Genomic DNA, 16,932 nt, shown 5'->3' on the forward strand with positions numbered 1-16,932 from the left:
CGATGTCGACGTCCTGGAGCCCGTAGGTGCGGCGGGCCTCACGGCCGATACCGATTTCGACGACGTCGCGCATGTACTTCCTCCGGTGATTCTCGTGTGGCTCTGCGGGATGACGGACCTGGCCGGATCAGGCCTGGCCAGAAGAACTAGCGGGCCCGGTAGTTCGGCGCCTCGGTGGTGATCTGGATGGCGTGCGGGTGCGATTCGCGCAGGCCGGCCGGGGAGATCTGCACGAACTGTGCGTCCTGCAGCTCGGGGACCGTGTGCGAGCCGGTGTAGCCCATCGCCGCGCGCAGGCCGCCGACGAGCTGGTGCACGACCTGCTTTACCTCGCCACGGAACGGAACGCGGCCCTCGATCCCCTCGGGGACGAGCTTCTCCTCGGAGAGCACGTTGTCCTGGAAGTAGCGGTCCTTGGAGTAGGACTTTTCGCCCGCCCGGCCCTTCATCGCACCCATGGAGCCCATGCCGCGGTAGGTCTTGTACTGCTTGCCGTCGACGAGGATGAGGTCGCCGGGCGCCTCGCGGGTGCCGGCGAGGAGCGAGCCGAACATGGCCACGGACGCGCCGGCCGCGAGGGCCTTGGCGAAATCGCCCGAGTACTGCATGCCTCCGTCGGCGATGACGGGCACGCCGGCCTTCTTCGCGACGGCGGAGGCCTCGAGGAGCGCGGTGATCTGGGGCGCCCCGACGCCCGCGACCACGCGGGTGGTGCAGATCGAGCCCGGCCCGATGCCGACCTTGATGGCATCGGCGCCCGCGTCGATCATCGCCTGCGCGGCGTCGCGGGTGGCGAGATTGCCTCCTATGACCTGCACATCGGGGAAGGCCTTCTTGATCCGCGAGACCATCTCGAGTGCGTTGGAGTTGTGCGCGTGGGCGGTGTCGACGACAAGCGCGTCGACGCCCGCGGCGGCGAGGAGGCCGGCACGCTCGAAGGAGTCCTGCCCGGTGCCCACAGCGGCGGCGACCATGAGGCGGCCGTCAGAGTCCTTTGTGGCGTCCGGGTACTGGTCCGTCTTCGCGAAGTCCTTGACCGTGATGAGGCCCTTGAGGCGGCCGTCGCCATCGACGATGGGGAGCTTCTCGATCTTGTGGCGGCGCAGCAACCCGAGCGCGGCCTCGGCCGTGACGCCCTCCTGCGCGACGATGAGCGGCGAGGTGGTCATGACCTCCTCGACGCGGCGCTCCTGGTCGATCTCGAACCGCATGTCGCGGTTGGTGATGATCCCGACGAGCTTGCCCTTCTCATCGGCGACCGGGAGCCCCGAAATGCGGTAGCGGGCGCACTTCGCGTCGACCTCCGCGAGGGTGTCCGACGGCGAAGCGGTGACGGGATCGGTGACCATCCCGGCCTCCGAGCGCTTGACGATCTCGACCTGCGTGGCCTGATCCGAAGCGGAGAGATTGCGGTGGAGCACGCCGATCCCGCCCTGGCGCGCCATGGCGATGGCCATCCGCGATTCGGTCACGGTGTCCATGGCCGAGGAAAGAATCGGAATACGCAGCGAGATCTCGCGCGTGAGCTTCGTGCTCGTATCCACGTCCGACGGCACGACGTCCGACTCCGCAGGGACGAGCAGAACGTCGTCGAAGGTCAGTCCGATCATCGAGATCTTGCCGGGATCGTCTCCCCCGGTCCGAATCGTGCCCATCGTCCCATCGACTCCCATATTTCGACCTTTCGCCTCGCGCCTTCCGGTCACACGAGCCTAGTGCTCGTCGCGGTGCCAATGCATATCGTGAGCGCCGCGTCCAGGGGCGCGCCGACCTCCGCCGTCATCCATCTCGCATTTCGCCCGGGGAAATCGCCGAGAGCGCACGAATCGATCCGGGCGCGAGTGTGCCTATTCGCCCAGTAAAGGGGTAACTTGGGGGCGTGAGTTCCAGCAACCATCCACCTATGCCGCCCGGCATGCCGCCGGATCCTTTCGACGATGATTTCATGGCCGAGGTCACCGCGGATTCGGGCGTGTTCGACGAGGATGAGTTCGAGCCGCTGAGCGATAGCGAGCGCGAGCTCCTCGAGCAGGACCTCGTGGACCTCGCCGAGTTCGAGTCGGCGCTCGGCCCGCGCGGCATCCGCGGCATCGTCGTCGACTGCGTCGACTGCCAGGAGATCCACTACTTCGACTGGTCCATCCTGCGCGAGCGCATGGAGCAGATGCTCGGAGACGGCTCGATCCCCACTCACGAGCCGGCTGCGGATCCCAACCCGGACGACTATGTGACCTGGGACTACTGCCTCGGCTTCCTCGACGGCCTTGAGGCGCCCCGGCGCGTCCGCCGCGGGCTGTTCTGACCAATACGGGTTCCGGCGGCCAGCCGGGAGCACAGACGAGAGAACGGGCGGTGCGCAGTGAGCACCCGCCCGTTCTCTCGTTTAGAGGTAGATCGCCGGCCGGCTGCTAATTGCCGTCCGTGCTGCGGAGGTCCGCTCCCCCGCCGCCATCCGCGGAGCCCGTCTCGCCGGGCGAGCCCGAGCGCGGGGACTGTGCGGAATCCGCGCCCGACTTGGCGCGGGACGTGGGCTGCGAGCCTTCGTCGTTCCCAGAGTTGCCACCGGCATCGCTGGTGGGGCTCGGGGCGCGCAGCACCGATAGATCATCGGGGCTGATGGGACTCACCGGATCGGTGCTCGGGCTCGGCGCGGCCGGCGCCTGGCTCGGCGGCGGCACCGGGGCGATCTGTGCGAGCGAGGAGTCCGGGTTCTCGCCCTGTCCGGGGATCGCCGAGGGCGCCGCCGGCGCCGGCTCGCTGATCTGCGGCTCCTTGCTCGGGGCCGCCGTCTGGCCGGGCTCGAGGCGCGGCTTCTCGCCGGGAGTACTCCCGCCGGTGGCCTCGGGGGCCGAGCTTCGCGAGCCCGACTCTCCACGATCGAGCTGTCGCTGGATCTGGTCGCGCAGGCGGATGAGGTTGACACGGTCCGCTGCCGAGTCGACGCCGTCGAGACGGTCGGAAACGGACTGCAGGAGGCGGCTCGCCTCGGCGTTGTCCCCACGCTGTAGCGCCTCGTTCGCCGCGGCGAGATCCTTCTCCAGCGCGGAGACGAGCTCGACGCTGTTGTCTTTGCCGGAGTTCCCACCGAAGAGAGATTGGTTCGCGTTCCACAGCGGGGATCCGGGCTGGGCGTTGTAAGCCATTACCGACACGCTGCCGACCGCGATGGCGACCACGGAGGCCGCGCCGACCGCGATCGTGCTCAGGCTGCGCATGCCGCGGCGCTTGCGGCGTCGCTCGCGTGCCGCGTCGATGCTCGCAGGCTGCTCGGGGGCCGTGTCGCCGCCCGAACGGAGAGCGGCATCGATGGCCTCGTCCCCCGGTCCCGCAGGGAAGGGGGTGGCCTCGGTGCTCGCTCGCCAATCGAGGAGCATGCCGACGAGCGCATCGTCAGACGAGTCCGCGGCGTCCGGCCGCTCCCCTCGCCCGAGGGCGTACAGGAGACCGTCGACGCGGTTCTCTTCGAACCGGTCGCGTTCTAGCGCCATCGCCCTTCACCTTCTTTCTCAATACGCTGCCGCAGCTGCTTGATGGCCCGGTGCTGGGCCACCCGCACTGCTCCAGGGGTACTACCGACGACTTCTGCGGTCTCTTCTGCAGACAGTCCGACGAGGACACGCAAGCGGATGATCTCGCGGGACTTCTCGGGGAGTTCCGAGAGGAGACGCGTCACAGCTGCGCTGGAATCATTCGCCAGCGCGCTTTCTTCCGGGCCGCCTCCAGCGGCGAGGGTCTCGGGGAGATGCTCGACGGGGTCCGACTTGTTCCGCCCCGCCGTCCGGTGCGCATCTGCGACCTTGTGCGAAGCGATCCCGTAGACGAACGCCATGAACGGCTTGCCCTGATCCTTGTAACCCGGGATCGCAGAAACCACCGCGATCAGTACTTCTTGCGTTACATCATCAGCAGAGAGAAGGCCCTTGTCGGCGATGCCCACCCTTGAGCGGCAGTACCGAGCCACACCGGGCTTGATCAACTCAAGCACCCGCGAGGCGGCGGCCCTGTCGCCCTTGATGGCGGAGGCCACCGCGAGTTCCAACTCATCTGCTGTTTGTGTCATCGCCTCAGAAGTTGCGAACGTTACGTCGCAGCACGTCCTTCCCCTGCTAGTCACTCATCTCGGCACTTATTCGAGGATGTATCCGCCGCGGTTCGGTTGAGCCCAATTCCCACTCCCCGGAATCCGCGCACAGCGCTTCGACGGCGCAGGTCCGAGCTCCCAGGTTACCGCCCAGTTGGCCACGGGCAACAGTTCTCGCCTCGATCCAAGCCGAGACGGTGCCCAGAAACACCTATGTGCACTATCTATACGCACTGAGACGGCACCGGCACACCGAATCGATTTCGGCGCGTCGCCGAGTTCGTTCGCCGCATCCGGATCCGAAGCTGCGCCGGATCCCGATACGCGAAAGCGGCCCCGGCGCGATCGCTCGGATCGCGCCGGGGCCGCCTGTGGGCCCTCCAGGGGCTAGTGCGCGTGCCCGTGACCGTGACCGGCAGCCGACTCCTCGGGCTCGGCCGGCTTGTCGACGATCGCTGTTTCCGTGGTGAGCAGCATCCGCGACACCGAAGCGGCATTGACCACGGCGGAGTGGGTGACCTTGACCGGGTCGATGACGCCCTGGGCGATGAGATCGCCGTATTCGAGGGTCGCGGCGTTGAAGCCCTGGCCCGCAGGCATCTCGGAGACCTTGGAGACGACCACGGCACCGTCTTCGCCCGCGTTCGAGGCGATCCAGAACAGCGGGGCCTCGAGCGCCTTGCGCAGGACGCGGACGCCCGCAGCCTCATCGGCCCCGGCATACGACGCCTCGAGCGGCTCGAGGGCCTTGGCGGCCTGGACCAGCGCGGAGCCGCCGCCGGCGACGACGCCCTCTGCCACAGCGGCCTTCGCGGAGTTGACCGCGTCCTCGACGCGGAGCTTGCGCTCGGTCATCTCCGCCTCGGTCGCGGCGCCCACGTGGATCACCGCGACACCGCCGGCGAGCTTGGCGATGCGCTCGGTGAGCTTCTCGCGGTCCCAGTCGGAGGACGTGTCCTCGACCTGGCGCTTGAGCTGCGCGGCGCGCTCCTCGACGGCCTCCTTCGAGCCGGCGCCGTCGACGATGACGGTCTCGTCCTTCGTGACCGTGACACGGCGGGCCGAGCCGAGCACCTCGATGCCGGACTCGCGCAGCGACATGCCCACGTCCGGGGAGACCACCTGGGCGCCGGTGACGACCGCGAGGTCGTCCATGAACGCCTTGCGCCGGTCGCCGAAGAACGGCGCCTTGATGGCCACGGCACGGAGGGTCTTGCGGATCGAGTTGACGACGAGGGTGCTCAGCGCCTCGCCCTCGATGTCCTCGGCGATAATCACGAGCGGCTTGCCCGCCTCGGCAGCCTTCTCGAGGATCGGGAGCAGATCGGGCAGCGAGGAGATCTTCTCGCGGTGCAGGAGCACGAGAGCGTCGTTGAAGATCGCCTTCTGCTCCTCGGCATCGGTGATGAAGTAGGGCGAGAGGAAGCCCTTGTCGAAGGCGATGCCCTCGGAGACCGTGACCTCGTCGGAGAGCGACTGCGACTCCTCGATGGAGACCACGCCGTCGGTGCCCACTGCGTCCATGGCCTCGGCGACCATGGCGCCGATCTCGGGATCGCGGGACGAGACGGTGGCGACCTGAGCGACGCCCTCGGTCCCGGAGACCGGGGTGGAGGCGGCCTTGAGCGACTCGACGACCGCGTCGGCGCCGGCGGCGATGCCCTTGCCGAGCGCGAGCGGGTTGGCGCCGGCCGCGACGTTGCGCAGGCCCTCTCGGATGATCGCCTGGGCGACCACGGTGGCGGTGGTGGTGCCGTCGCCGGCGATATCATTGGTCTTGGTGGCGACGGACTTGACGAGCTGCGCGCCGAGGTCGGCGAACGGCTCCTCGAGCTCGATCTCGCGGGCGATGGAGACGCCGTCGTTGGTGACGGTCGGGCCGCCGAAGGCCTTGGCGAGCACGACGTGCCGGCCACGCGGGCCGAGGGTGACCTTGACGGTATCGGCGAGCTGATCGACGCCGGAGAGCATCGCGGTGCGCGCCTCTTCGTCGAAAGCAATGAGCTTGGACATATTTCTCTGGATTCCTTCGCGGGAGAGTCTCTGCAGGGAACTACCTGGGAGCTAGACGACGAGGCCCCGGCCGCTGCGACTCGCTGTGACAGCGGCAGCGCCGGGGCCTCGCCCTGTGGCCGCGCGTAAAGCGGCGGCCGGCGAACCTCGACTAGTCGATGACCGCGAGCACGTCGCGCGCGGAGAGGATGAGGTAGTCGTTGCCCTCGTAGGAGATCTCGGTCCCCCCGTACTTCGAGAAGATGACCTTGTTGCCCTCGGCGACATCCACCGGGATGCGCTTGCCCTCTTCGTCGAACCGGCCGGGGCCGACCGCGACCACGGTGCCCTCCTGGGGCTTTTCCTTGGCGGTGTCCGGGATAACGAGACCGGAAGCAGTCGTGGTCTCAGCAGCGCTGACCTCGACGAGAATCTTGTCCTCAAGCGGCTTGATCGCCACGGGATCCTCCTGGGTGAGTAAAGTTCGGTAAGTACGTTTCGGCCCGCGTGGAACACGTGCGGATCGCCGTCGCGGGTGGCGGTCCCGATGCCCTCGAGCCAATTGGCACTCTATACCCGAGAGTGCCAACGCACAAGGTTCTCGATTCTTCGACCTCGATCAGAGAAAGCTCAGGTCGCCGCAGTAGGGTCGCGTCCCGGACGGGATAACGAACTCGTCCCCAGGTTTCCGGCGGCTAGGAGGTCGAGCACGCGTGTGGAACTCGTACAGGGACCGCGAACGGGCGGCTGATGCCGAGTGGCCGCGGGCCACGGGCCGGGTATCGGACCAATTGTCCGACCAGTATTTCGGCACTCGTTCCCCCTACTACCCCGAGTTCACCGATAGCTCCGTCCCGCCGTCCTATTTCGCGCCGTACGGACCTTACGAGGTCCGGGCGACCAACCGGCTCGCCGTCGCCGCGCTCGCCGTATCGCTCGTCAACCTCGTCGTCGGCACGCTCTCGCTCATCTTCTTCCCGCCGCTCACCTTCAGCCTGTGCATCGCCGGGATCGTCATGGGGCACGTCGCGCTGTCCTCGATCCGGCGCACGCACCAGGCAGGCCGCTCGCTGGCAATCGCCGCGCTCGTACTCAGCTACCTCGGCCTCGTATTCGAGCTCGCGCTCGTCGTCGGCGTCGGCCTCCTCGCAGGACTGTGGTTCGCGGTGCAAGGGGTCCAGTTCCAGTAGCGGCCTGGCGGGGATGTCGCCCTCCGCCGTCAGACGAGAGAGACCCCCACATCGAGCCCCGGGTCGGTCGCCGCGCCGAGCGAAGAAGGAACTCGGCCGTCGGCGATCATCGAGCCGGCGACAGCCACGACCATCGCGCCGTTATCCGTACACAGCCGCGGCCGCGGGATACGCAGCTCGATGCCCTTCGCGGCGCAGCGCTCGGCGGCAAGCTCGCGGAGCCGGGAGTTGGCCGCGACTCCCCCGCCGACCAGGAGGCACTTCGCGCCCGTGTGCTCGCAGGCGCGCACGGCCTTTGCCGTCAGGACGTCGGCGACGGCCTCCTGGAAGGACGCGGCGACATCGACGAGACGCACGGACTCCCCAGCGCGCTCGGCCTTCTCGAGGTAGCGCGCCACCGCGGTCTTGAGTCCGGAGAAGGAGAAGTCGAAGGGCGCGTCGCGCGGGCCGGTCATGCCCCGCGGGAAGGAGATCGCCGCGGGGTCGCCGTCGCGCGCGGCGCGGTCGACCACGGGCCCGCCGGGATAGCCGAGGCCGAGGAGCCTGGCGACCTTGTCGTAGGCCTCGCCCGCGGCGTCGTCGACCGTGGAACCGAGCTCGACGAAGGGCTCGGCCACCGAGGGCACGTGGAGGAGCTGCGTGTGCCCGCCGGAGACGAGCAGAGCGACGGCCGGGGGCAGCTCGCCGCCGTCGAACTGCGCGACGGCTACGTGGCCCACGAGGTGATTGATCGCATAGAACGGCACGCCCCACGCCGCCGCGTAGCCCTTCGCGCCCGCGACGCCCACGAGCAACGCCCCGGCGAGGCCCGGGCCGATTGTCGCGGCGACGGCGTCGGGCCGCTCGATGCCGGCGTCGGCGAGTGCCTTGCGCACCGTGGGGACCAGCGCCTCGAGGTGGGCGCGCGAGGCGATCTCCGGAACAACGCCGCCGAAGCGCGCGTGCTCGTCCATCGAGGAGGCCACGGCGTCGGCGAGGAGCTCGACCTCGCCGCCCGGATGCACGCGCGCGACCGCGACGCCGGTCTCGTCGCACGAGGACTCGATGCCAAGCACGATCCGCGGCTCGCCGAGCCCCAGCGGCTCCGCGGGCACGACCGCCTGGTCCGCATGCTCCTCTCGGCCGGTCTCGTTCCCGCTCATTGCCCTACCTCCGTCTCGTGTGCCGCCTCTACTTCCGACGAGCGTTCGCTCCGCTCCGGCCCCGGTCCCGATTCCGGCTCTGGCTCAAGCCCCGAATCCCGGATGACGGCGGGGCGCACCATCGCATAGGCGTCCTCGCCACTCGGCCTGTAGTAGTTCCTGCGCAGGCCGACGGCCACGAAGCCGTGCGCCTCGTAGAGGGTCCGCGCCGGGACGTTGCCCGTGGCCACCTCGAGGTGGACTGGCGCGGATTCCCCGTCGGCCACCGCAAGCATCGCGCGCAGCAGCGCCCGGCCGATCCCGAACCCCTGGTAGTCGGGGTCGACCGCAATGTCGAAGACCTCGAACTCGCGGTCGCCCTCGGGCCCGAAACCGGCGAGGACTGCGAAGCCCGCTAGCGCGGCGTCGGGCAGCTCCCCCGTCGTCGCCACCGTGCGTGCCGCCCACATCTGCACGTGGGGCTGCGAAAGTGTGTCGACGAACTGCTGCCGCGACCACGGGTCCTGACGCGGGAAGAGGATCAGCTCGAGCTCGGCTGCCCGGTCGGCGTCGGAAGTGCGGAACGGGCCGATCTCGACCTCGATGCTCGGGCGCGGATCAGCGGGCATCGTCGTGTCCCGTGAGCGCCGGCGAGATCTGTTGCGGCCGCGGCGGGACCGCGTCGGGGCGGCGTAGGTAGAGCGGTTCGCCCGGCTCGGGCTCGGCGCCGGAGAGCAGCGCCGGGGCGGCGCAGGCGGCGAGCGCCGCGACCTGCGGAAACGCGCGCAGGTCGTCGCGGACGTCGAAGCCCTCGGGGAGCTCGGCGAGGCGCACGGGGTCCCCGAGCGCGATCTCGCGGCCGCCCCCGGCCGGCGGCTCGATCTCAGCCGCAGCGCGCACAGCCGGACCTTCGATGCGCTGGCCTGCGGCGTCATACCGGGAGAAATACGCCTCGCGGCGCCGCGCATCGGTGCACACGAGAAGGGCCGGCGCGTCCGTTTCACCGGCTCCCAGCTCCCAGCGCGCGCCGAGCGCGATGGCGTCGTGCGTGTGCACGTGGCGGCACGGGACGCCGAGCGCGTCAGCGTAGCCCGCGGCGAAGGCCATGCCCACGCGCAGGCCCGTAAACGGTCCGGGGCCGCGCCCCACGACCACCGCGTCGATATCGGCCGCGGACAGCCCTGCCGCGGCGAGACAGCCGAGCACCTGCGGGGCGAGAAGTTCGGCGTGCGCCCGCGCATCGAGCGTGTAAGTCGCCGCGAGCTCCACGGGGCGCTCCGGCGCAGCGTCGCGCAGCTCGACCACCCCGCTCGTGACGGCGGACGTGGCGGTATCGAGGGCGACTATGATCACGGGGTCACAGGCTACTCGCCCGGGCCGCGCTGCTGGTAGCCGTCCGCGCGGCGAACGAGGCGCTCCCACCGCGCCGTGCGGGTGTCGGCGATGTCGTCACGCGAGAGCCGCACGAGCCACGGCGACTCCGCGAGGACCTCGGCGAGCCCTTCCCCCCATTCGACGACCACCACATCGGTGTCGAGGAACGCGTCGAGGTCCAGGGATTCGAGCTCGTCGGCGAGGGCATGCGGGTCGGCGTTCGCGGTGGCCGGGGCGGAATCGGCGGCTCCGCCGTCATGGGCGGGGAGGTCCTCCCCGCGCAGCCGGTAGGCGTCCACGTGCACGAGCCCCGGCCCACCCGGGCTGTTCGGCGCATGACGGCGGGCGAGCTGGAATGTCGGGGACGTGACCCGGCCGCGCACGCCGAGCGCCTCGGCGAGGCCCTGTGTGAGCGAGGTCTTCCCCGCCCCGAGCGGCCCGGAAAGCACGACGACGTCTCCCGCGCCGAGGACCGCGCCGAGCTCGGCGCCGAGCCGGCGCGTCGCGGCGAGGTCGGCGAGCTCGCGGGACCCGCTCTCGGGGAAAGCGCGCTCGGGGACCTCGCTCTCGGGAACCCCGCTCACGAGCGCTTCTTGCGCTCTTCGCCGGCCTCCGAGCGCTCCTCGTCCGGGGAGCTCGCGGTCCGGTCCCACACCGAGCTGCGCGGCTCCTTCTCCACCCCGATGGAGGCGAAAGCGTTGTCGATGACCCACGCGAGCTCGTCGTTGCAGATGTCCATCGCCTCGAGCTGGATCATGTGCCCGGCCCCCGGGACGACCACGAAGCGCGCGTTCGGCAGCTCCCGCGACATCTCGACGGAGCGGTTGACGGGGGTCATGAGGTCCGCGTCGCCGCAGACGATGGCGACGGTCGTGTCCTGGAGGTTCGCGTATCCGCCTTCGGCGTCGTGCTTGAGCAGCGTCTCGAGGAAGCCGGCCATGACCTCGACATCGGCCGAGCCGATCATGTCGTTGGTGAGGTCGACGAGCGTCTTGCCCGCCATCGACGGCGTCCCGAAAGATCCGGCCTTGAGCAGCGGTTCGATGACCGCCCCGAGCGCGCGCCGACCAGAGTGGAAGACGCCCGGCGCCCGCTCGACGCTCCACGCCACCGAGGAGACCAGCGGGTTGTCGACGATCGCGGCGAGGCCCGCGTCGCCGAGGTTGCTCGCGGCGGTGGCGAGCAGGGCGACGCCGACGACCTGCTTCTCGATGACCTCGGGGAACAGCTCGGCGAACTTGAGGATGGTCATGCCGCCCATCGAGTGCCCGACGAGGACGACGGGCTTGTCCCGGGCGATCGTGTCGATGACGTCGTGGAGATCGCGCGCGAGCTGCGGGATCGAGTAGCTCGAGCTCGTCGCCCGGCCCGAGAGCCCGTGTCCGCGCAGGTCGTAGAAGACCATGCGGATGTCCTGGCCGTAGGTTTCCTTGAGCTTCGTGGCCTGGAAGTGGAACGAGTCCATCGAGAGCGTGAATCCGTGGATGAAGATCACGGTGAGCTCGGCGTTCTCCGGACCGATCTCGCGGACCGCGAGCGGGGTGCCGTCTGCAGTGGCGACGATCTCGCCCCGGTCGGCGCCGAGATCCCACACGTGCTCACCGGCCCACTGGTCGTACGGGCGGAACGGGAGGAGGCCCGGCAGGAGGCTGGCGGCGGAGACCGCGAGCGCCCCGGCCCCCGCGAGCATCCCCGAGCTCATCACCGGGTGCGAGGAGCTGTTTGCCTCGGCGCGCGCGATCTGCGTGCGCGGGAGGTGCGGGCGCAAGGCCCGCGGGATCGGCATTCGCGGCAGCTGCGGCGAGTTCTCGCGCATGCGCTCGAGCAGCGAGAGGCGCCCGGATTTCGGCTCGACCCGCATGAGCCTGCGGTCTGCGCGCGGGTGGTCGTTTGCGGCGAGCTGTGAGGTCATCGGAGTGGTTCCCCTCGGTTCGCCGGCCGGGATTCCGGCGCGGCCGTCGGTATGGTCTCGGTGCTCGGTGGCGTCGTGGTCCTGTGAGTTCTTCCGGTCGTCTGCGCGTTCGGGCTCGCGGCGACCGGAAACGGGCTTGATGACCATCGACGGCTACCCTTCCCCGCCGGTGGCGGTATCGGTGCCAGTGGCATCCTCGGTGGCGGCGCCTGCGCCGGTTCCAGTTCCGGTTCCGATGGGATGCGGCGCCCGGCCGGAGTGGACATAGCGCGCCGCGCGCCCGCGAGCCGCACAGACCACCTCGTAGTGGATGGTGCCGAGGGTCTCCGCCCACTCACCAGCGTGCGGGGCTCCGCGCCGCGGGTCGCCGAACATCACCGCTCTATCGCCTGCGGCGACCCCGCCCGTTACGCTTCCATCCGGCTGCCTGGGACCGAGATCGACCATAAACTGATCCATGCACACGCGCCCGACCTGCGGATAGCGCCGCCCGCCGATCTCGACGGAGAACTTGTTCGAAAGAAGCCGCCACACGCCGTCGGCGTATCCCGCGGCGACGAGCGCGACGACGGTATCGCGCGGCGCCACCCATGTGTGCCCGTAGCTGATCCCCTGGCCCGCGGGCACGTCCTTGACCATGAGGATCTCCGCCGAGAAGGTCATCGCCGGGCGGAGCCCGAAATCCTCGCCCTCGATGGGGCTGAGCCCGTACAGCGCGATGCCGGGGCGCACCATCTCGAAACCGTCGGCCCCCTCGGTCAGGGTTCGCGCGGCGTTGGAATGGTGGTTGACGGCGCACTCCAGACCCGCCGCGCGGGCCTCCGCCACCGCCTCGTGAAGCCGCTCGACCTGCGTGTCGATTATCGGGTCCCCGGGGGAATCGGCGTTCGCGAAATGCGCCATGAGCCCGCTGACCTCGATGAGCCCGTCGCGCTGCGCCGCAACGAGGCGGTCGAGGAACTCCGGCCACTGCGCCGGCAGCACTCCCGAGCGGCCGAGCCCGGTGTCGAGCTTCGGGGTCACCTTCGCGCGGAGCCCGCTGCGCCGAACGCCGGCCAGGACCGCGTCGAGGTGGAGCGGGCTGGGGATGGCGAGGTCGATTCCGGCTTGGAGGGCGCCCGAGACGTCGTCGCCCGCCGAATAGAGCCACGCGAGCACGGGCGCCGAAATCCCCGCTTGCCGCAGCTCGAGCGCCTCGGCGAGGGTCGTGACCCCGAGCGCCGAGCCACCGGCATCGAGCACCGCGCGCCCGACCGCCGGGGCGCCGTGCCCGTACGCATCGGCCTTGACCACGCCCATGAGCTCCGCGCCACCCGCGGCGCGGAGCAGGATCTCCGTGTTGTGGGCGATCGCCTCGAGGTCGATATCGACGCGCGCGGGGCCGCTCGGCACCGGTGAGGTGTCAGCGGAGAGCGGGACGAAGCTGGTCATAACCGCCTATTCTGCCACCTCACGTACCCTCGCAATGGCTTCCGGCACGGCCGCGAGCAGATCCGATGCACCGATCGGCGCGCCGGGGCGGCCGTATTCCTCCGCGGCGAGGCGCGCGGCGACCGAGTGGACCACCTGCGCCATGGCCACTGCGTGCGGCACCCCGACCGCACCGAGGGCGCCCGTCGAGGACGCCTGAGCGGCGAGCACCGCCCCGACGATCCCGGAGAGCACGTCCCCCGAGCCTGGGGTCGCGGCCCACGAGCTCCCCGCGTCCTGGGCGTATGCGGTGCGCCCGTCGTCGATGATCGTGATCCGCCCCTTGAGCAGCACCGTCGCCGAGTCCACTCCCCTGCCTGCGAACGCGCGGGCCAGAGCGCGCACCGCCCCGGCGCGGTCCCCGGCAAGCGTCCCGGCGACCTCCGGCGCGAAGGTCTGCGCGAGCGCGTCGAACTCGCCGGCGTGCGGTGTGAGCACGAGCGGCGCCGTCCGCCGCCGCAGCACCGAGGGGTGCTCGGCGAGCACGCGGAGCGCGTCGGCGTCGAGCACAGTGGGCAGGTCGCGGGACAGAATCCACTCGAGCTCCTGCGCCGACTCCGCGCCCACGCCCATGCCGGGCCCGGCGACCCAGGCCTGGGACCTGCCCGTATTCGTGACGACGGAGGAGGCGACGATCTCCGGGCGTTCTGCGAGCACCTCGCGCCTGCACGGGCCGACGTAGCGGACCATGGCGCTCGTGGCGTGCACGGCCGCGTGGCTCGACAGCACGGCCGCGCCGGGGTACCTGTCCGATCCGGCCCGCACGGCGACCACTCCGCCGGAGTATTTGTTGTCCGATTCTCCCGGCACAGGCCACAACTCCCCGGCCGAACGGGTTCCCAGGCTCGCCAGCGCCCCGGCGTTCGATGAAGCGTCCGATCCGGCATCCGCGCCATCGTTATCCCTGGAACTATCGGGATCGAGGCCGGCGTCGGGGTCGGCAGTCGCATTGGCGCCGGACCTTTTGCCGGCACCGGCTCCCCCGCTTCCGGCCCCGGGCTGCTGGATGCCGATGTCCACGAGTTCGAGCGCGCCGCAGTCCGTCGAGGCGAGCAGGTGCGCGCGTCGCCACAGCCCGAAGGTCACGGTGGCGGTGGGGCGGATCGCGCCCGGATGGACGAGCCCCGTGTCCGGGTCGATCCCCGACGGGACGTCGACGGACACGATGGGCGTGCCGAGCGCCGCCAACACCCCGGCCGCGTGGCCCGCGAGCGGTCGCGGCGGGCCGCTCGCGCCGAGCCCGACGATCCCGTCGATCGCGATGTCCGGGTCGAGGCGAGAGAGGAGCGATTCGATCTCCGCCTCGTCGCCCGGGGAATGGACCCTGGCGCCCCGGCGCCGAGCCGCCGCGAGAGCGCGCGAGTGCACGCGGTCCGGGGCGAGGAGCACGGCGTGGACCTGCAGACCAGAACGCGCGAGCTCCGCCAACGCGTAGAGGGCATCGCCGCCGTTGTCGCCGGCCCCGACCAGCGCGCAGGCGATGTGCCCGTAGACGCGGCCTCCGGCGTCATCCAGGAATTCCTGCGCGCGCAGAACGGTGCGCGCGACATCCGCCACGCCCCACGCGGCGCGGCGCATGAGCCGGTCGGCGGAGGCCGGCGACCCGCTTGCCGACGTGCCCCGTTCGGCTGAGATGAGCGGGGCCTCCGCCGCGCGGATCGCGGAGACGGGGAATGCGAGGCGGTCGGCGAGGTGGGTCATCGTGTCCCTTCGGCGCTTGGTGCTGCTGCTATTCGACCGTGACCGACTTGGCGAGGTTGCGCGGCTTGTCGACGTCGTAGCCGCGGGCGGCGGCGACTTCGGCGGCGAACGCCTGGTACGGGATGGTCGAGAGCAGCGGCTGCAGCAGCGTGGTGGTCTCGGGGATCTCGATGAGGTAGTCGGCGAACGGCTTGACCACCTCGTCGCCTTCCGCGGCGATGACGATGGTGCGGGCGCCGCGCGCCTTGATTTCTTGGATGTTCGAGATGAGCTTCGAGTGCAGCAGCGAGCGGCCGTGCAGCGGCGGCATGACGACGAAGACCGGCAGCCCCTCCTCGATGAGCGCGATGGGGCCGTGCTTGAGCTCGCCCGCAGGGAAGCCCTCCGCGTGCATGTACGCGAGCTCCTTGAGCTTGAGCGCGCCCTCTAGCGCCGTGGGGTATCCCACGTGGCGGCCGAGGAACAGCACGGACTTGGAATCGGCGAGCTCTCGGGCGATCTCGCGCACGTGGTCGAGGCCCTTCACGACCTCGCCGATGAGCTCCGGCATCTGTTCTAGAGCGTGGAACTCCGCGGACACCTCGTCCGGGAACTTGGTGCCGCGGGCCTGCGCGAGCGCCAGGCCGACGAGGTAGTTCGCGGCGATCTGCGCCAGGTACGCCTTGGTCGAGGCGACGCCGATCTCCGGGCCCGCGTGGGTGTAGAGCACCGCATCCGCCTCGCGCGGGATCTGCGAGCCGTTGGTATTGCACACCGCGAGAACCCGGGCCTTCTGGGTCTTCGCGTGGCGGACGGCCTCGAGGGTGTCCGCGGTCTCGCCGGACTGGGAGATCGCGACCACAAGGGTCGAGCGATCGAGGACCGGATCGCGGTAACGGAACTCCGAGGCGATCTCCACCTCGCAGGGGATACGGGTCCAGTGCTCGATGGCGTACTTCGCGACGAGGCCCGAGTGGTAAGCGGAGCCGCAGGCGACGATGAAAACCTTGTCGATATCGCGGAGCTCCTGGTCCGAGAGGCGCTGCTCGTCAAGGACGATCCGGCCGTCGACGAGGTGGCCGCGGAGGGTATCCGCGACGGCCTCGGGCTGCTCCGCGATCTCCTTGAGCATGAAGTACTCGTAGCCGCCCTTCTCGGCGGCCTCGAGATCCCAGTCGATGGTGAACTCGCGGCTCTCCGCCTCCGCGCCTTCGACGAACGGGAGGATCTCGCAGCCCTCGGCGGTGATGACGGCCAAGGTGTCCTGGCCGATCTCGACGGCCTCCTTGGTGTAGTCGATGAAGGCGGCGACGTCCGAACCGACGAACATCTCGCCCTCGCCACGCCCGAGCACGAGCGGGGTGTTGCGGCGGCCGGCGATGACCGTGCCCGGGGCATCCGCGGTGGCGACGACGAGGGTGAATGCGCCTTCGAGGCGCGCGAAGACGGCGCGGCAGGCTCCGGCGAAATCGCCCTTGTGCGCGCCGGAGATCTCGCGGTCGATGAGCTGCGCGACGACCTCGGTGTCCGTGTCCGAGGTGAACTCGCGGCCTTCCGCCTCGAGCTCGGCCCGCAGCGGGGCGAAGTTCTCGATGATGCCGTTGTGGACGACGGCGACGTCCCCGGACACCTGGGGGTGCGCGTTCCTATCGCTCGGGCGACCGTGCGTGGCCCAGCGCGTGTGCCCGATGCCCGTTCCGCCGGCGAACGGCAGGTCCGCCTGTGCCAGCGCCTCTTCGAGGTTGGCGAGCTTGCCCTCGCGCTTCTGCCATTCGAGAGTCCCGTCGGCATCGACCACGGCGATACCCGCCGAGTCGTACCCGCGATATTCAAGACGGCGAAGCCCCCCGATGAGGACGTCTTTCGCCGAGCGGTTGCCCACATATCCCACGATTCCGCACATAGTCACGCAGTCTATAGAAGGAGGGGCGCAGAACCCACGTGGGCAGCGGAGCGGCGGGGAGGCCGGCGGGATCGGGGCATGTGGCGTCGAGGATCGGCGCGCAGAAGCACGACGGAGAGCGGCGCGCCGGGGCGCGCCGGGGACCCGCGCGCTGGGCGGTGGGGATCGGCGCGCGGCCAAGCCGCGACGGCGAGCACACGTTAACCTAT

Annotated in this window: 15 protein-coding genes; 2 read left to right on the plus strand and 13 right to left on the minus strand. The window is 70.2% G+C overall.

Features of this window, described 5'->3' with window-relative positions; translation table 11 throughout:
- Nucleotides 1-146: 146 nt before the first annotated feature.
- Complete coding sequence (guaB, locus tag V7E05_RS01420; RefSeq protein WP_333617896.1) at nucleotides 147-1,655, minus strand: IMP dehydrogenase; 1,509 nt, start codon at nucleotides 1,653-1,655, stop codon at nucleotides 147-149.
- A 224-nt stretch (nucleotides 1,656-1,879) separates the two neighbouring features.
- Here guaB and V7E05_RS01425 point away from each other — a divergent pair, with 224 nt between their 5' ends.
- The gene (locus V7E05_RS01425; RefSeq protein ID WP_333617897.1) at nucleotides 1,880-2,302 is read left to right on the plus strand and encodes a DUF5319 family protein; all 423 of its coding nucleotides are present in this window, start codon (nucleotides 1,880-1,882) and stop codon (nucleotides 2,300-2,302) included.
- Nucleotides 2,303-2,408: 106 nt separating this feature from the next.
- On the opposite strand, the gene V7E05_RS01430 is transcribed toward V7E05_RS01425, so the two are convergent.
- The 4 genes from V7E05_RS01430 to groES form a co-directional block, all read right to left on the minus strand.
- Nucleotides 2,409-3,488, minus strand: coding sequence for a hypothetical protein (locus tag V7E05_RS01430; RefSeq protein ID WP_333617898.1), 1,080 nt, complete (start codon nucleotides 3,486-3,488; stop codon nucleotides 2,409-2,411).
- Nucleotides 3,479-4,060: a sigma-70 family RNA polymerase sigma factor gene (locus tag V7E05_RS01435; RefSeq protein ID WP_333617899.1), complete on the minus strand. Its 582-nt coding sequence runs from the start codon at nucleotides 4,058-4,060 to the stop codon at nucleotides 3,479-3,481. The genes V7E05_RS01430 and V7E05_RS01435 overlap by 10 nt, the downstream gene beginning before the upstream one ends.
- A gap of 408 nt (nucleotides 4,061-4,468) precedes the next feature.
- Nucleotides 4,469-6,094, minus strand: coding sequence for a chaperonin GroEL (gene groL / locus V7E05_RS01440; protein WP_333617900.1), 1,626 nt, complete (start codon nucleotides 6,092-6,094; stop codon nucleotides 4,469-4,471).
- A 151-nt stretch (nucleotides 6,095-6,245) separates the two neighbouring features.
- Nucleotides 6,246-6,533 carry a co-chaperone GroES gene (gene groES, locus V7E05_RS01445; protein WP_333617901.1) on the minus strand — a complete coding sequence of 96 codons (288 nt, stop codon included), beginning with the start codon at nucleotides 6,531-6,533 and terminating at the stop codon, nucleotides 6,246-6,248.
- A gap of 253 nt (nucleotides 6,534-6,786) precedes the next feature.
- Here groES and V7E05_RS01450 point away from each other — a divergent pair, with 253 nt between their 5' ends.
- Nucleotides 6,787-7,263, plus strand: a complete 477-nt coding sequence (locus V7E05_RS01450) for a DUF4190 domain-containing protein (RefSeq protein ID WP_333617902.1) — start codon at nucleotides 6,787-6,789, stop codon at nucleotides 7,261-7,263.
- A 29-nt stretch (nucleotides 7,264-7,292) separates the two neighbouring features.
- Here the strand turns inward: V7E05_RS01450 and tsaD are convergent, their stop codons facing one another.
- From tsaD to glmS, 8 genes are read right to left on the minus strand one after another with little or no spacing between them, the layout of a single operon-like run.
- Nucleotides 7,293-8,405: a tRNA (adenosine(37)-N6)-threonylcarbamoyltransferase complex transferase subunit TsaD gene (gene tsaD, locus V7E05_RS01455; RefSeq protein ID WP_333617903.1), complete on the minus strand. Its 1,113-nt coding sequence runs from the start codon at nucleotides 8,403-8,405 to the stop codon at nucleotides 7,293-7,295.
- Complete coding sequence (locus tag V7E05_RS01460; protein WP_333617904.1) at nucleotides 8,402-9,013, minus strand: GNAT family N-acetyltransferase; 612 nt, start codon at nucleotides 9,011-9,013, stop codon at nucleotides 8,402-8,404. The genes tsaD and V7E05_RS01460 overlap by 4 nt, the downstream gene beginning before the upstream one ends.
- Nucleotides 9,003-9,737, minus strand: a complete 735-nt coding sequence (gene tsaB, locus V7E05_RS01465) for a tRNA (adenosine(37)-N6)-threonylcarbamoyltransferase complex dimerization subunit type 1 TsaB (protein WP_333617905.1) — start codon at nucleotides 9,735-9,737, stop codon at nucleotides 9,003-9,005. Before tsaB ends, V7E05_RS01460 begins: the two co-directional genes overlap by 11 nt.
- An 11-nt stretch (nucleotides 9,738-9,748) precedes the next feature.
- Entirely contained in the window at nucleotides 9,749-10,342 is a 594-nt protein-coding gene (tsaE, locus tag V7E05_RS01470; protein WP_333617906.1) for a tRNA (adenosine(37)-N6)-threonylcarbamoyltransferase complex ATPase subunit type 1 TsaE, read from the minus strand.
- Nucleotides 10,339-11,817 carry an alpha/beta fold hydrolase gene (locus V7E05_RS01475; RefSeq protein ID WP_333617907.1) on the minus strand — a complete coding sequence of 493 codons (1,479 nt, stop codon included), beginning with the start codon at nucleotides 11,815-11,817 and terminating at the stop codon, nucleotides 10,339-10,341. The genes tsaE and V7E05_RS01475 overlap by 4 nt, the downstream gene beginning before the upstream one ends.
- Nucleotides 11,818-11,823: 6 nt before the next feature.
- Complete coding sequence (alr, locus tag V7E05_RS01480; RefSeq protein WP_333617908.1) at nucleotides 11,824-13,101, minus strand: alanine racemase; 1,278 nt, start codon at nucleotides 13,099-13,101, stop codon at nucleotides 11,824-11,826.
- Nucleotides 13,102-13,107: 6 nt separating this feature from the next.
- Entirely contained in the window at nucleotides 13,108-14,841 is a 1,734-nt protein-coding gene (locus tag V7E05_RS01485; RefSeq protein ID WP_333617909.1) for a bifunctional ADP-dependent NAD(P)H-hydrate dehydratase/NAD(P)H-hydrate epimerase, read from the minus strand.
- Nucleotides 14,842-14,869: 28 nt separating this feature from the next.
- Nucleotides 14,870-16,723, minus strand: a complete 1,854-nt coding sequence (gene glmS, locus V7E05_RS01490; protein ID WP_333617910.1) for a glutamine--fructose-6-phosphate transaminase (isomerizing) — start codon at nucleotides 16,721-16,723, stop codon at nucleotides 14,870-14,872.
- Between the last annotated feature and the right edge of the window lie 209 nt (nucleotides 16,724-16,932).

The sequence above is a fragment of the Dietzia sp. genome (assembly GCF_036741115.1).
Lineage (GTDB): Bacteria > Actinomycetota > Actinomycetes > Mycobacteriales > Mycobacteriaceae > Dietzia.